The organism is Crenothrix sp. (genome assembly GCF_043729335.1).
Lineage (GTDB): Bacteria > Pseudomonadota > Gammaproteobacteria > Methylococcales > Methylomonadaceae > Crenothrix.
Genome location: NZ_JAYTLQ010000015.1, coordinates 1 through 16,022, shown reverse-complemented (window position 1 = coordinate 16,022; position 16,022 = coordinate 1). Strand labels below are relative to the sequence as shown.

The 16,022-nt window shown below is 42.7% G+C and carries 11 protein-coding genes and 2 tRNA genes; 9 read left to right on the top strand and 4 right to left on the bottom strand.

What is annotated here, in order from left to right; genetic code table 11:
* Positions 1-144 precede the first annotated feature (144 nt).
* Together ACHZC4_RS04450 and ACHZC4_RS04445 are read right to left on the bottom strand one after the other, a co-directional pair.
* Entirely contained in the window at positions 145-1,446 is a 1,302-nt protein-coding gene (locus ACHZC4_RS04450; RefSeq protein WP_394752617.1) for a hypothetical protein, read from the bottom strand.
* An 846-nt stretch (positions 1,447-2,292) separates the two neighbouring features.
* Positions 2,293-4,317 carry a TonB-dependent receptor gene (locus ACHZC4_RS04445; RefSeq protein ID WP_394752616.1) on the bottom strand — a complete coding sequence of 675 codons (2,025 nt, stop codon included), beginning with the start codon at positions 4,315-4,317 and terminating at the stop codon, positions 2,293-2,295.
* 356 nt (positions 4,318-4,673) lie between these two features.
* Between ACHZC4_RS04445 and rep the strand changes: the two genes are divergently transcribed.
* The 3 genes from rep to glnA all read left to right on the top strand — a co-directional run bounded on the left by rep (position 4,674) and on the right by glnA (position 8,493).
* Positions 4,674-6,677: a DNA helicase Rep gene (gene rep, locus ACHZC4_RS04440; RefSeq protein WP_394752615.1), complete on the top strand. Its 2,004-nt coding sequence runs from the start codon at positions 4,674-4,676 to the stop codon at positions 6,675-6,677.
* 33 nt (positions 6,678-6,710) lie between these two features.
* Positions 6,711-6,787: transfer RNA gene (locus tag ACHZC4_RS04435), tRNA-Arg, on the top strand.
* A 296-nt stretch (positions 6,788-7,083) separates the two neighbouring features.
* Complete coding sequence (gene glnA / locus ACHZC4_RS04430) at positions 7,084-8,493, top strand: glutamate--ammonia ligase (RefSeq protein ID WP_394752614.1); 1,410 nt, start codon at positions 7,084-7,086, stop codon at positions 8,491-8,493.
* 276 nt (positions 8,494-8,769) lie between these two features.
* Here the strand turns inward: glnA and ACHZC4_RS04425 are convergent, their stop codons facing one another.
* Together ACHZC4_RS04425 and ACHZC4_RS04420 are read right to left on the bottom strand one after the other, a co-directional pair.
* Entirely contained in the window at positions 8,770-9,252 is a 483-nt protein-coding gene (locus tag ACHZC4_RS04425; protein ID WP_394752613.1) for a GNAT family N-acetyltransferase, read from the bottom strand.
* On the bottom strand, positions 9,252-9,539 hold the full coding sequence (locus ACHZC4_RS04420; protein WP_394752612.1) for a DUF1778 domain-containing protein: 288 nt from the start codon (positions 9,537-9,539) through the stop codon (positions 9,252-9,254). Before ACHZC4_RS04420 ends, ACHZC4_RS04425 begins: the two co-directional genes overlap by 1 nt.
* A gap of 212 nt (positions 9,540-9,751) precedes the next feature.
* Here ACHZC4_RS04420 and ACHZC4_RS04415 point away from each other — a divergent pair.
* The 6 genes from ACHZC4_RS04415 (at position 9,752) to ACHZC4_RS04390 (ending at position 15,864) form a co-directional block, all read left to right on the top strand.
* Positions 9,752-9,827 (top strand) — tRNA-Lys (locus ACHZC4_RS04415).
* Between the two features lie 1,182 nt (positions 9,828-11,009).
* Positions 11,010-11,573, top strand: coding sequence for an SIS domain-containing protein (locus tag ACHZC4_RS04410; RefSeq protein ID WP_394752611.1), 564 nt, complete (start codon positions 11,010-11,012; stop codon positions 11,571-11,573).
* A complete protein-coding gene (gene hldE / locus ACHZC4_RS04405) occupies positions 11,554-12,978 on the top strand; it encodes a bifunctional D-glycero-beta-D-manno-heptose-7-phosphate kinase/D-glycero-beta-D-manno-heptose 1-phosphate adenylyltransferase HldE (protein ID WP_394752610.1) in 1,425 nt (474 codons plus the stop codon). The genes ACHZC4_RS04410 and hldE overlap by 20 nt, the downstream gene beginning before the upstream one ends.
* Entirely contained in the window at positions 12,975-13,118 is a 144-nt protein-coding gene (locus tag ACHZC4_RS04400) for a hypothetical protein (RefSeq protein ID WP_394752609.1), read from the top strand. The genes hldE and ACHZC4_RS04400 overlap by 4 nt, the downstream gene beginning before the upstream one ends.
* Before the next feature lie 98 nt (positions 13,119-13,216).
* Positions 13,217-14,917, top strand: a complete 1,701-nt coding sequence (locus tag ACHZC4_RS04395) for an ABC transporter ATP-binding protein (protein ID WP_394752608.1) — start codon at positions 13,217-13,219, stop codon at positions 14,915-14,917.
* 47 nt (positions 14,918-14,964) lie between these two features.
* Complete coding sequence (locus tag ACHZC4_RS04390) at positions 14,965-15,864, top strand: Rpn family recombination-promoting nuclease/putative transposase (RefSeq protein WP_394752607.1); 900 nt, start codon at positions 14,965-14,967, stop codon at positions 15,862-15,864.
* The last annotated feature ends 158 nt before the right edge of the window (positions 15,865-16,022 follow it).

Sequence of the window (16,022 nt, the reverse complement as noted above, 5' to 3'; positions counted from 1 at the left end):
TCATGCAGAAATTTTATTGATCCCTATTTAACAGAAAAGGGGCAAAAACCGTAGTTTTTGCCCCTCGTTTTTTGGACATTACACTCAGAATGAAGCGTAACTATAGCAACCTTAAATTAACAGCATTTAAGGTCATACGTGGACTTATTTTTTGCCAACATCGCCATTAGTAGGTTCCCACATGATTTCGCCTTTACCAGCTGCTTTTTCATAAGGAGAAGCAATGCCGCTACCTAATCCAACCAAGTTGCTGCTGGTTTGGAAAACGCCGCCTATATCATTTACTTGTACGCCAACAATGCTGCTAATTTCAATATCTGTTTCCATTGCTGCTTTTTGGCTGCCTTGGTTACATAAAGAGTTTGCTCTTGGCTCAGCACGGAAGTAAGCGGTATCACTTTTCAAAGTTTTATAAGTGAAGTTACCGAAAGACTCGCCTAAGTCAATTTCACGCCATGCACCCATACAATCATCAGCGCCGCTGAATTTGTTTTCGTCGTTATTCCAGGTAAAATAAGCCAATTTAGTGATATGTGAGTCACCTGCTTCTCTCATGTCTTCATGGCAGTTAGCAATGCTGACTTGAGTTTTGCTGCCTTTGCCGTTGCCAAATCCTTTAGAGAAAGGATGGCCTGTGGGTATGAATTGACCTGCCAAGAGGCTAGGGCATTGATCATATTCTTTACCATTTAAGCTCAGAACGTTTGGCGTAGGTAATTCTTTGCCGCTGTAATGTATGCTGTTGGTTGGGTATTCTTGCTTTTTCTCCCAGTAATGCGCTTGGAAAGCCCAGGCATTGTATTCGTGTGCTTGGTTGCGGTTAGCATTTGTTGTTTTATCAAAAGTGACAACAGTTGCTTTACCCATCAAATGGTTGTGATGAATTTCTGCTTGTTTTGAATTGATAGCCCAACATTTCAATTCGCCTGCATTAGATTGGGTAGCGTCTTGGAAAAAGTTAAATTGTGGCGCTTTAACATTAGTAGACAAGACGTTAAAGACAGAGGTATTCGCAAGATCGCCAGCCCAGAAAGATACCGGTTGGTTTGGCGTTAAGGTAAACGCAAAGTCCATATAATGGTTGTTTCTGATAGATTTACGATTTGCTGCCGCTAACGTTGCATTAGGGGCTTTGCCGCCAGCAGTATTGCCACCGGTTGTGCCTGTTTTGTCTGTCGCTAACTTTCCTTCAGAAGAAAACGGGTTGCCTTCAGTAGTTCCCCAGTAGCATTGCAGACGTACGGCTCTTGTAGAGTCGTTAGTGATTTGGATCAGCGTGTCGCTGCTAGCGTCCGCAAAGTCTCCAGTGGCATCTAAGGATTCAACACGTGGGAATATTAATAAGCTACCTTTTTGGGTAGCGCTGCCTAATGGTGTGGCTGCAAAAGCAGAAGCGCTTGCAGCAGTGGCTACAGCAATAGCTGCGACTAATAATTTTTTGTTCATTGTGGTTCTCCAAATAAAAAAAGGGTAAATCCCTGTTACGTTAATGCTCAATTTATCCGATTACGCGGTAGGTGTCGCTCTGCTTGGTTAGAGCTAATACAGCGTAGTCGTTATGATCTTGTTACCTAAGTGAGGCACCGTGTGAGGCTGAATTCAACGAGGCTCGTAATAACTAAAGCAATCAGCGTGCCAAAAAAATTTATATATTTAAAATCAATATGTTGTTTTGTTTTATTGCAATCTTCTTGTGGGTTAATAAACTATGATGTAAATTAAGTGGACAGTTAGCGCCGTGCTTGAAGTATTTAATAGATTTGATTGATGCCAATGTACTACAAGGGTGCGCTGTCCAGTGCTTGAATAGCGGTGATTTATAACAGATTGTTATGCTTTATGAATGAGCTGGGATGTTTGTACAGCTTTTTTACACCCCATTTACTGGGATACGACTGTTATTGTAAATAATGGTGACGTATAGCGGGGTATTTACCTAAATTATAAGGCTAATTACTAAATTAATACCAGATTATAAATTTTTTAAAATGTGTAAGCTGTTGTTTTTTGGAGGTATTGCCGATTACATAAAAGCTACTGTTAAAATTGCAGGAGTGTAATTTAGGTATGTAAAGGGAATGCTAATATCATTCTGCTTAGATTGTTGGAATTTTGCAACCACAGTGTACCTAAGGTTTTCAGGAGTTATCTCAAATCTTGTTTATATAAAACAACAAGAAAGTGATGTTGGAAACTTTGTAGAACAAAAGCCCATCCACGATTGATGTCAGTTTATTTTGCGGCCTAAGTTTACCCAGTTACGTTGATTTTTTTACATTTTAAAACAGCGCTTCAATAACTAATGCGTATACCTAATTCGGCACTACGACCGGGTTCGGGCGCAAAATTACGCAAATAGGATGTGGAATTGCGGATATTTTCGTTAAGCAAATTTTTACCTTTAGCAAAAAATAGTACTTCAGTATCGTGAAAACTGGCCAGACGGTATTGCGCTTGCAGATTTAGCAATAAATAAGCTTGGGTGTTGGTTTCGTTTAAACCTGCATTATTTTGGGCTTCGGCGCGGGTAAAGCGCAGATTGCTGGCAAAATCGTCCTTCTCATAACTCAACTGAAAACCGTAACGTAATGGCGGCATTCTAGGCACATCGTCGCCGTTATCAAACGTGCCACGGGTATAATCACCAAACAAGGTCAAATCTAGCGCACCATAAGTATTTTGCATGAGCGGAAAAATAGTTTGCACTTCAAAGCCTTTAAAGGTGGCGGCGGCTTGCTGGGTATCAAGTACCGGATTGCCATTAAACAACTCGGTGGCGGAGCGTTGCTGATAAATGTAATCACCCACCCAATTATGAAATAAATTAATGTCGGCGCTCATCCAGCTGCTATTAAATTGATAACCCAAATCTAAGTTATTGGAAATTTCTTTATTAAGGCCAGCATTGCCGCGTTCATAACTGTGCGTGGCATCATGGAAACCCCGGGTAAATAATTCCTGAATCTGCGGCGCACGTTGTGAATGGGTAAATCCCATGCTTAACTGATGTTGGTCGGTTATCTTCCATAAGGCTGAGGTCGAGCCGCTAACGGGTATAAAACTGACCCCATCAATTGCCTTATCTGTGGGTGTAATGCTTTGCCATTCTGCACGGCCAGCTAGTTGGTAGGTAATATCATCCACTGTGAAAGATTCGGCATCAAACAGCGCGTAAGCTTCGATGTCGGATGTGGGTACAATTGATCCGCCCTCATCAAGCCCGGTAAATTGGCTGTGGGTTGATTGAAACCCCGTCGTGCCTTTAACAATGCCAATAGGTTGATGTTCCAGTTCCAACCGACTTTCATAAGATTTATTCAAAAAAGTGGTGCCAGCGATATTGCCTTCCATCTCAACGTGCTTGTAGTCGGTGTAGCCAAATTTCATGCGAATGGCTTCGGCGAAAGCAAAAGGTTTGTTCAGTTGTGCTTTAAAATCGTATTTGGTTTGCGTTAAATTAACCGTTACCGGCGCTTCACGCGGACGGCCATCGGGTGGAATGCCATACTTTTTTTCTAAACTGTTGATAGCAGCGCCCACTAAACCCAGATCGTTGACATAAGATAAGCCTAAAGATCCGCCGCGTGATCGTGCTTGGGTGTTGTTGATAACGCCATCTGGGTTTTGTAAATTTTGTGGCAGGCTGGGGTTTTGTTGGCGTGCAGCCGCTTCATCAATAGCGTTTCCGCCAATGTGGGTGTTATCCTGGTCGCGGTAAAAGCCGTCAATGTGGTAAGCGATTTTATCTTTGCCGCCTTCCACTTTAAGTGCGCTGGCTGTTTCGTTAGTTGCCGAATCATAACGCTGTTCAGCTGCGCCGCCGATAATTTTGCCGGGGATTTGTTCGGGAATGCGATTATCAATCACGTTAACAATACCGCCGATAGCGCCAGTGCCATACAGCAAAGTGGATGGTCCGCGCAACACTTCAATACGTTCGGCAATAATGGGGTCAACACCGTTGGCATGATCCGGGCTTAAAGAGGAGACATCGTTATTGCCCAGACTGTTTTGCATGACCCGCACCCGCGGCCCAGATTGCCCGCGAATAACCGGCAACCCTACGCCACCGCCAAATGATTGATTGCTGATGCCGGGTTCATTCTGCAAAGTATCGCCAATGGTTTGGCCGACTTTGGTACGTAATTCTTCGCCTGACAATACCGTGACCGGTTCGGCCAGCTTTGAGGTGGCGTGTTTTAAGGCATCGCTAGTAACAACGACTTCTTCGAGTTCTTGAACAGTGTTGTCATCAGCGTTAGCAAGGGTTGTCAGCGCAGTGGATGACAGCAAAAAAGTTGCAATAAATTTGTTCATAAGCGGAAGATATTAAGAGTGTTTAAAGCTTTAGGGGTTTATTTGATATGTTATAACATATCATTATGAGATGCTAATTTTTGTTCTCTCAAGGGCATTGCAAGTTGAGCGGCAGAGCCGTTGTTTAAAAGTTGGGTTACCTAGGAGGTAGGATAAAGTGTAATGTTACTGGTGTAGGTTTTCATTAGATGAAGGATTGCCTTTCCAAAAACAATCACGATTACGCGGCTCATAAGTCACCTTGATCGGTTATTATAGTCCAATATATTGGCAGGCAGATCACGACTGTTCTGATGGCAATCTCCAATATCTTTTTCTCTATTCTCCATTATCGCGAGACATGTTTACAATGCTATATGGCTAAGCTCAACTCCCAGCAAAACGCTGCTGTTAAAGCAATCGATCATCCCTTGTTGGTACTGGCTGGTGCGGGCAGTGGCAAAACGCGTGTCATCACCGAAAAAATTGCTTATCTGGTTAAGCAGGGCATAGCGGCACGCCACATTGCTGCGGTTACGTTTACCAATAAAGCCGCACGGGAAATGAAACACCGTGTTTCCAAGTTGCTCGATAGCAGCAACAGTCGCGGACTGCGGGTATCTACGTTCCATTCTTTAGGGCTGGATATTTTGCGTGCTGAATCTAAAATACTGGGTTATAAATCCGGCATTACCTTGTTTGATGAGCAAGATAAACATACATTGCTGCGTAACCTGATTACTCACGGCGCAAAGGATTGTGATATTGATCAACTTGATAGCTATGCGGGCCAGATTGGCCAGTGGAAAAATGCTTTTGTCACCCCAGAGCAGTCACTGCTTATGGCGGATGCGCATCAATATGCCGCTGCCAATCTTTATGTGGATTACACTCGCAGTTTAAAAGCCTATAACGCTGTCGATTTTGACGATTTAATCTTGCTGCCTGTGCTGCTGTTTCAGCAATACCCAGCAGTGCTGGAAAAATGGCAAAATAAAATCCGCTATCTGTTAGTTGATGAATATCAAGATACCAACATCACCCAATATCAGCTGGTAAAACTACTCGCGGGTAGTTTAGGGCGTTTTACGGTGGTGGGCGATGATGATCAATCCATTTACGCTTGGCGGGGTGCATCGCCGCAAAATCTGTCGCAATTGCAAACAGATTACCCGCGCCTTGAGGTTATTAAGCTTGAACAAAATTATCGTTCCACCGGACGTATTCTTAAAGTGGCTAACCATTTAATTGCCAACAATCCCCATACCATTGAAAAACGTTTGTGGAGTGAACTGGGTTATGGCGATGCACTCAAGGTTTTAAGCCATAAAGATGAAGTCACCGAGACGCAACAAGTTATTTCGGAAATTATTCACCATAAATTTAAAACCGGCGGCAATTACAAAGATTATGCGATTTTATATCGGGGCAATCACCAGTCGCGCTTATTTGAGAAAGGCCTTAGAGAAAATAATATTCCGTATTTTATCAGTGGCAGCACCTCGTTTTTTGCCTACTCGGAGATTAAGGATATTCTGGGTTACTTGCGCCTGTGCGTTAATCACGATGATGATGCGGCGTTTTTGCGCATTATCAACACACCCAGACGAGAAATTGGCCCGACCACACTGGAAAAGCTGGGCGCGTATGCCAATCAGCGTCAGGTTAGTTTATTTGCTGCCAGTACCGAGTTAGGCTTAACGCAAAAGCTATCAGAAAAATCCATACAGCGGCTTGGAAAATTTACCGGCTGGGTGGTTGATACCGCTGACCGCATAGAACGCGGCGATACCTTTGGCGTGATTGACGAGATGATCCGGCAAATCGATTACCCGCAATGGCTGCGGGAAAACAGCAAAACCAAGGAATCTGCCGAGCGTAAAATGAAAAATGTCACCGAGTTGGTGGACTGGCTCAAACGTATTGCTGACAAAGATACCAGCGGCGAAAAGACGTTGGCGGAACTGGTCTCCAAAATGATGCTGATGGACATATTGGAGCGCAATCAGGAAGAAGAGGCCAGTGATCAGGTCAGCTTGATGACATTACATGCGGCCAAGGGATTGGAGTTTCCGCATGTATTCTTAATTGGTATGGAAGAAAATATTTTACCGCACCAAAACAGCATAGATACCGATAATATTGAAGAAGAACGGCGCTTGGCTTATGTGGGCATTACCCGCGCCCAGCGTACCTTAACATTCAGTTATTGCACGCACCGCAAACGCTACGGCGAAATCAGCGAATGTGAACCCAGTCGGTTTTTAAATGAATTACCCGCCGATGATTTGGAATGGGTCAACAAAAAAAAGTTGTCACCCGAAGTGATTAAAGAGCGCGGCAAGGCAAATCTGGCTAACTTAAAAACAATGTTGTCGTAATTATTGTGGCTATCGGTTAAAATGCACGGCTACGCGCCCGTAGCTCAGCTGGATAGAGCGCAGCCCTCCGGAGGCTGAGGTCAGAGGTTCGAATCCGCTCGGGCGCGCCAATCTTCATTGTTTTCCATCTAAAGATATTTCCCTAAACGATTTTCACCTTTGGTAGTTAACTAAGGTGCGGACAATATCGCTTAAAAGCAGATTTTTAGAGTTTTAATGCTGCATTACGCCTGTCGATACATCCTTTTGGATGTAAAAGTGTTGTTCAAACGCCTTGCACTAATCAATGAAAGACACGTTTTTAGAGACCCTATTTTTTTAGTGGCCAAATGATTAAAAAAAATGGTATCGTTACTAGGTTTGGCATAACACACAGACCTTACAACATCCTAGGAGACAACATAAAATGTCAGTAGCAAATGTAATGAAAATGATTCAGGAAAATGACATCAAGTATGTCGATTTTCGTTTTTGCGATACGCGTGGTAAAGAGCAGCACGTTACTTTCCCTGCGCACAGTATTGATGAAGATACCTTTGAAGACGGTAATATGTTTGACGGCTCATCTATTGCCGGCTGGAAACATATTAACGAATCAGACATGATCCTAATGCCCGATCCAGACACTGCTGTTATCGATCCTTTTTACGATGACAACACCTTAATTTTGCGTTGCGATATTATTGAACCTAAAAATATGCAAGGCTACGAGCGCGATCCGCGTTCATTGGCTAAACGCGCCGAAAAATATTTGCAGTCTACCGGCATTGCCGACACGGCTTATTTTGGCCCAGAAAACGAATTCTTTATTTTTGATGACATTCGCTGGGGCAGCGACATGAGTGGTTCTTTCTTCAAGATTGATTCTGAAGAAGCGGGCTGGAACTCAGAAAAAGTGTATGCGGATGGCAACATCGGTCATCGCCCTGGTGTTAAAGGCGGTTATTTTCCCGTACCCCCTGTTGATTCATTCCAGGATATGCGCTCTTCCATGTGTTCCACACTGGAAGAAATGGGTATGGTCACTGAAGTGCATCATCACGAAGTTGCAACAGCCGGACAATGTGAAATCGGCGTTAAGTTCAACACACTGGTCAAAAAAGCTGACGAAGTGTTGGGCCTGAAATACGTTGTAGCCAACATTGCCCATGCTTACGGCAAGACAGCCACCTTTATGCCTAAACCTATGGTTGGCGATAATGGTAGTGGTATGCACGTACATCAATCGTTGTTTAAAGGTGGCACAAACCTGTTTACCGGTGATTTGTACGGTGGTTTGTCAGAAACTGCCTTGTACTACATCGGCGGTATTATCAAGCACGCTAAAGCTCTTAATGCTTTCACCAACGCTTCAACCAACAGCTACAAGCGTTTGGTTCCAGGCTTTGAAGCGCCTGTTATGCTGGCTTATTCTGCACGTAACCGTTCTGCATCTATCCGTATTCCTTTTGTTAAAAACCCAAAAGGCCGCCGTATAGAAGTACGTTTCCCTGACTCAACTGCAAACCCTTATTTGGCATTTGCAGCCATGATGATGGCAGGTTTGGACGGCATTCAAAACAAAATCCATCCTGGCGATGCTATGGATAAAGACTTGTATGATTTACCTGCTGAAGAAGCCAAAGCCATTCCACAAGTTTGCCATTCATTTGACCAAGCATTGGACGCATTGGACAATGACCGTGAGTTTTTAACGCGCGGCGGTGTTTTCACTGATGATGTAATCGACGGTTACATTGAATTGAAAATGCAGGAAGTGACTCGCTTGCGTATGAGTACACATCCGGTTGAATTTGATATGTATTACAGCTTATAAGATTAAGTCTATTTCAGGCCGATCTTAGCAGTTCTAAAACCCCGCAAGTTGCATGGCTTAGCGGGGTTTTTTTGTATGTTAAAGTCGGTTTTTTTATTATCGACGCTTAATAACACCCGAAGCGAAACGCCGTCGGGCACATAATCGGGAATACGACGGGTGTGTTAAAAAGTCGTCGCTTCAAATTCAATGGCTGGCATGGATGTATCGTCGTTTATGTATTTCTTGTAAAGCAATAATAAGCGGCATTGTATAAATGCGCTTCTTGCAATAACTTCATAACGACATCCGCTTAAGTGACAAAATCAATGTCATTGGCTGTGTCGGTGAAGCGGCAAAACCGTGATGCTCGTAAAATACTTTGGCCTGCTCCGACAGCGCATGAACCAACAAACCCCGTATGCCCACAATATCTGCCGCTTGCGACGTGCGTAATACCGCATCTTGCAGTAAAGCAACACCAAGCCCTTTACCCTGCCAAGATTGATCCAGCGCAAGTCGGCCTAAAATTGCCACCGGCACAGGATCGGGCATATTACGTCGAATGCCAGAGGGCGTGTGATTTAAGGCCAGCGCCCCAGAAGCCAGGCAATAATAACCCACCACTTTTTTGGCTTCAGCGACAACATAAGTGCGGGATGCACCGCTGATTTGATTGGGCAATGTCCGCCGTTTAAGCCAGTCATCTAAACTCTCTACACCACTGCTAAAGTGCAAAAGGTCATGATCGGCTGACAATAAGACCGGTTCTGATATCACTACGATTTCCAAGGCGTCGGAGCTGCCATTAAGCGCTCAAAGCCTGCGTTATTCGGCGGCGTGTCCAGAATTTCAAGAAAATAAGCGTAAGTTTTTTGGTCAACGCGCACTAACGCTTGGTCAAGTAAAGTATCCTCGGCAGCACGGCGAGCCGCATCAATCATAAAATCCGAGCGCGTTTTGCCTTGCGCCTTGGCCGCCCGGTCAATCAAACTACGGATATCACTACGAACCCGTAGATTAACGGCCTGGGTTTCAGTTTCTGTCTTTATTAAATTATAGGACATAGTCACCTCTGTTTTTAATTACAACCATCATACGTCATTTAGATACACATTGTGTATCTAAATGGCTGCCAACACTGATAATAACTTGTGTCGATAGCTCTTCAATCATCTTCAGGATTCGGTGGGTACTGTGCTACAAATCAGTACCAATTACAGCTTATATTTGGATTTTTTGTTAAAACCCCTTACAATTAGCAGTAGATAGGATTTTTGGGGTGTTAGCTCAGTTGGTAGAGCAGTGGACTCTTAATCCATAGGTCGAGAGTTCGAGCCTCTCACACCCCACCATTAGAATCAAAGCCCTTACGATTTTCGAAGGGCTTTTTTTATGCTTGTAGTTTGCTGTATTTCTATTATTTGTTTGATGCAGATAAAGGCTGAATCACCCACCCGTATTTTTTTAAAGATACAGTTTTGTTCATCTCATTTGACCCGCTTATAAAACTACATAACAGTGTAAATTTGTAGCAAATAAACCAGTAGTGTACGTATTAATTTACACATATTGCATGGCTCTGTCATGGATCACTATACTAACTGCTTTGTTGTGAGCTTACGGATAGATTTTTGCACATTTTCGCCAGACATAACGTTATTAAGTTTAATTATTGTCTGGTTAGGAAGCCGGATAGCTCAATAATACTACAATTTGTAATATTTTTTGATAATGTGGCTTAATAATTGCTGCATTTTTAAATAAGTAAGCTTTCGATGATTTAAAAGGGTTTTCCTATTAAATTTTCGTGGATTTCGTAAGTTAATTGTGTAAATCCTCTAATGCGGATGTCTGTTATTTTTACATATAAACTCAGGGTTTTATTTATGTGTAGCATTGATAAATTTGACAATAAATGTAATTAATAACGTTAAAATTATGATTTGAGTTATCTATTATTTTTACAGTTTAAATAGTCGTTCAAAAGTCGTTTAATATTTTATGGCTCACGACCCAAGAACCAGGAGCATTTGGTGTTAAAAAACTTTTGAACGACTACTTAGCTGGGTAAGTTCTTGGATTAGTTGAAATTACTACCACTTGAAAAAACAAGAATGCCTAACGGAAGTTATTCGTAAGCGGCGCTTTACAATTCAGGGGTGGTAATGATTTAGCGCAATTTAAGCGGTTTTTCTGATGTGATTGTAGCTAATCGGCTCACATCGGAAATCATTGATGTGACGGATACGATTTTTAGAATGAATTTGTTTGGGAATGATTATTTAAGGTTGAGGTTGATTGAAGTAATAAACAAAAACCTTAATGATAATGAGTTAAACATTCTGGCTATCCACTGAAGGTGGGACAGTTTCAGGTTAAGCCGTTCGTGGTGAGCTTGCCGAACCATGATCGGCTTAACCGCCCACCCTTCGACAGGCTCAGGCCGAACGGTTAAGCCTTGCACCGTGTCCCGCCTTAAGTGGGTAGCCAACATTCTTATAAACTTGAATAAGGATATTATTTTGAAGACATTTATGTCTGAATTAAACGAGCATCAAGATATGATAGAACACTTAAGAAGCTGCGCTGAAGTAATCGAAGCTGCTGCGGAATTGCTCATTAACACCTTACGTCAAGGTGGAAAAATATTGTTATGTGGCAATGGGGGTAGTGCAGCTGATTGTCAACATATTGCCGCAGAATTGGTAGTGCGGTATAAAAAAAACAGACTTGGTTTTGCCGCTATTGCCTTAACTACAGACACTTCTATCTTGACTGCTCATGCTAATGATTATGATTTTGCCACGGTATTTTCTAGGCAAATACACGCTATCGGCAATGAAAAAGATTGTCTGATTGCTATTTCTACTTCTGGTAATAGTGAAAATATTTTAAATGCTGCCATAGCAGCTAAAACAAAAGGCATGGCAGTCATTGGGCTGAGTGGAAATGACGGTGGTATCTTAATACAACAAACAACGCTTGCAGTTATTGTGCCTTCCTTTGTAACGGCACGCATTCAAGAAGCGCATATTTTGATTGGGCATTGGTGGTGTGGTGAAATTGAGGAGGCGCTCAGTGCTGGCAGCTGTACCTGACTTTTCAAATGTAAGAGTTGTTGTGGTGGGTGATGTGATGTTGGATCGTTATTGGTCTGGTCAAGTGGCGCGTATCTCGCCTGAAGCACCCGTACCGATAGTCCGAATTAAAACTATTGATGATAGCATCGGCGGTGCCGGTAATGTCGCCCTTAATATTGCCAAATTAGGCGGCAAAGTAACCTTATTAGGAGTTATTGGTGATGATGCAGAAGGTCAAATCATCAGCAACTTATTACAGGCTGCTGGTGTGGTCTGTGATTTCGTTGTTGAAAAAAATACTCGGAGCATTTGTAAATTACGGGTTATGGCACAGCATCAGCAATTAATCCGGATGGATTTTGAAGATACGCCGCTAAGTTTTAATAAAGATGATTTATTAACCCGATTGTTACGTTATTTACCAGGTAGTCAGGCGGTAGTGTTTTCAGACTATAACAAAGGTACATTAGTGGATGTTGCGACTTATATTGATTATGCCAAGCAAGCCGACGTTAAAGTATTGGTTGATCCTAAAAGTAGTGATTACCAACATTATGCTAAAGCCGATGTAATCACACCTAACTTATCGGAATTTCAGGCAGTTGTTGGCGCTTGTGACGACGAAGAAGATTTGCTTGCTAAAGGTCAGGCATTATTAAAGCACTACCAGATTGACACTCTCTTGTTAACACGTAGCGAAGCCGGTATGACACTCATACAAGAAGCTCAAACCCATTCTATGCCCGCTCAGGCTAAGGATGTATTTGATGTTACTGGTGCAGGTGATACAGTCATTGCAGTAATGGCATTGGGTGTTGCCGTTAATTTGCCTTTATCTGATGCAATGCATCTCAGCTTATTAGCAGCAGGTGTTGTAGTCGGCAAGCTGGGGACTGCAACGGTTTCGGTGCAGGAATTAACCAGAGCGATGCACGGTGAACGTGATTCAAAATACGGTGTCGTTTCAGAAGACGAATTAGACGTATTGCTCACGATAGCAAAAGCTAACGGTGAGCGCATTATTATGACTAATGGCTGTTTTGATTTACTGCACGCAGGCCATGTTACTTACTTGGAGCAGGCTAAAGCACTGGGTGATCGCTTAATAGTTGCGGTTAATTCTGATCAATCTGTTAAACAATTAAAAGGCGAAAGTCGGCCTATTAATGGCTTACAAGAACGCATGACCGTGTTAGCGGCTTTGGCATGTGTGGACTGGGTGGTAGCCTTCAATGAACAAACACCAGAGCGTTTGTATTGTCGGTTATTACCCGATGTAATAGTTAAAGGTGGTGATTACAGCCTAGAACAAGTTGCGGGTGGCGACTGCGTAATTAAATCGGGTGGCGAAGTAAAAATTTTGCAGTTTGTTGATTGTCAGTCAACAACAGCCATGATTAATAAAGCAAGAGGTATAGAATGATTATGATAATGGGTGATACTGAATTTCAGGGCAGTAATTTGATTAAATCACTAGATCGAGATATGACCAAATTTATGAATGCACGCATTGAGCCCCATTTTTCTGGTAACGTGTTTTTCTTGTCCGTGATGAAAAAATAATATCCATGCCTACAAATTCAAATCAAACTCAGCTTATAGCAGGGCTTAAAGCGCTGTATAAACTCTTACCCGCCTCGCATAAACGCAGGGTGTGGATAATGCTTTTTGTACAAATTTTGGCCGCCATATCAGAGGTTGTTAGTTTGGGTGCTGTGATACCTTTTTTAGGTGCGCTGGCCAATGCACCGCAGCTATTGGCTAATCCAATCCTGTTGCCTTGGCTGGTGTTGTTGCATATTGAAAACGCTAAAGATTTAATTACCTGGATGGCAGGTTTATTCGCTATTGCCTTTGTCGTTTCCAATTTATTTCGTTTGCTGGCGGTTCGTATTCAATATCGCTATTCAGCAATTATAGGTAGCGATTTATCGGCAGAAGTGTACCGACGTACCTTATACCAGCCTTATAGCTTTCACATCCGCAATAGCAGCAGTGATATTATTTCACTCAGCATGGCTGATGCAAACAATGTCAGCGTGGGTCTTTTGCCCAGTGCATTTTATTTTGTTACCAATACCCTGGTGGTTATTGCCATAGCGATTACTTTAATTGTGATAAATCCTTGGGTGGCATTGGGTGGCGCAACCTTGGTTGGCGGCGCTTATGGCCTGATTATGATGTACAGCCATGCTACATTGGTGCGCAATGGCAAGTTGATTTCTGAGCTGGATGCCAAATCAGTTAAGGCTATTCAAGAGGGATTAGGCGGTATTCGTGATGTATTAATAGATGGCTCACAGCCTGTTTTTGACAAAATATACCGGTCTGTTAATCGCGAAGCGTTGCAGGCTAAAACCAGCAACTCATTAATTGCAGTATCACCCAGGTTTCTGATAGAACCCATCGCCATGATGTCGATTGCAGGATTGGCTGTTGCAATGTCACGCGATTCCACAGGGCTTGATGGTATTTTGCCACTGCTTGGAACCCTTGCCGTGGGTGCAAACCGCCTGCTACCTGCCTTGCAGCAATGCTTTGTATCACTGGCGGGTATGCGCAATAACCAAGCCTCGCTTTGGAAAGTGATAACTGGACTGTCGCGGCCGATGGTTGAACCTGAATCTATTGAGCGTAAACCGCTGTTATTTAAAAAAACCTTAAGTTTTGAAAAGGTATGGTTTAGTTATGAGGAATCCGCGCAAAAATGGATATTGCAAGACCTTAACCTGGTTATACCGGCTAATACCACGGTAGCTTTTGTGGGGAGTACGGGAAGTGGAAAGAGTACGACGGCTGATCTTATTTTAGGGCTTTTACAGGCACAAAAAGGCCATATTAAAGTGGACGGTGTGAGCCTTAATGCAACCAACATGCGTAATTGGCAGGCGACTATCGCTCACGTGCCGCAGCATATTTATTTAAGTGATACTACGCTTGCTGAAAATATTGCTTTTGGTGTGCCGATTGACCAAATTGATATGGACAGGGTATGTGATGCGGCTCGTTTGGCGCAGATTGCCGATTTTATAGAGACGCTTCCAAATGGTTACCAAAATAAGGTGGGGGAGCGCGGTACGCGTTTGAGTGGAGGCCAGCGCCAGCGTATTGGTATTGCGCGGGCTTTATATAAACAGGCTTCGGTTATTGTTTTTGATGAAGCAACGAGTGCTTTGGATAACACTACCGAGCAAGAAGTGATGGCGGCGATTGAATCACTTAGCCATAAGGTGACTATTATTTTGATTGCTCATCGCTTATCGACTATTCGAAGCGCTGATATTGTTTTCGAATTGCCGACAGGTAAAGTTGTTACTCAAAATGATCCTGATCTTAAGCCACAAATTGGTTATGTCGCCTAAAACAAATTAACCTTACTCTTTGGCCGTCTTTACTAATAAGGTAAGTTATGAATAAAAAAAGAAAGCTAATCACTTTTGACTGGGCAATAAAGCGTTTGCTACGCAGTAAAGCCAACTTCGGCATACTGGAAGGGTTTTTAACCGAATTGCTTAAGGAGGACATTACCATTCTGGATGTGCTGGAAAGTGAGGGTAATAAAGACTATAAGCTTGATAAGTTTAATCGTGTTGATCTTAAAGTACGCAACCACAAACAAGAAATAATTATTATAGAAATACAATATGATCGAGAGTATGACTACTTGCAGCGCATATTTTATGGGGTTTCAAAGACGGCTATAGAACACATAAAGGAAAATGAATCTTATGCAAGCATAACCAAAGTTATTTCAATAAACATTTTGTATTTTGATCTGGGTAGTGGAACAGATTACATCTACAAAGGCACCACGCGTTTTATAGGGCTACATAATCATGATTTATTGGAACTTAACGACAAACAAAAGCAACTCTTTAAAAAAGACAGCATAGAGTCACTCTATCCGGAATATTACCTGATAAAAATAAACCGTTTTAACGACATTGCCAAAGATACGCTGGATGAATGGATTTACTTTTTAAAAAATGAAGAAATCAAGGAAAGTTTCACCGCAAAAGGCTTAAAGGAAGCAGAAGAAAAGCTCAGTATTATGAAGCTGCCCGAAGACGAACAGAAAGCCTATGAACATTATAAGGATGACTTGCATTACCAGGCCAGCATGTTCGAGTCCTCGTTTGGTGACGGTTATCATGAAGGTGAGGCAGCAGGAGTCGAGAAAGGAATAGAACAAACAACAAAAACAATAGCCTTAAAACTAATACAGCAAGGTGCCAGTATTGACGTTATTGTAGCGGTAACTGGATTAAGTGCCGCCGCGATAAAGCATCTTATGGATAGCACACAATGATTATTTTACTCATGGTTTATGGCTATCCACTTAAGGTGGGATAGTTTCAGGTTAAGCCGTTCGTGGTGAGCTTGTCGAACCATGATCGGCTTAACCGCCCACCCTTCGACAGGCTCAGGCCGAACGGTTAAGCCTTGCACCGTGTCCCGCCTTAAGTG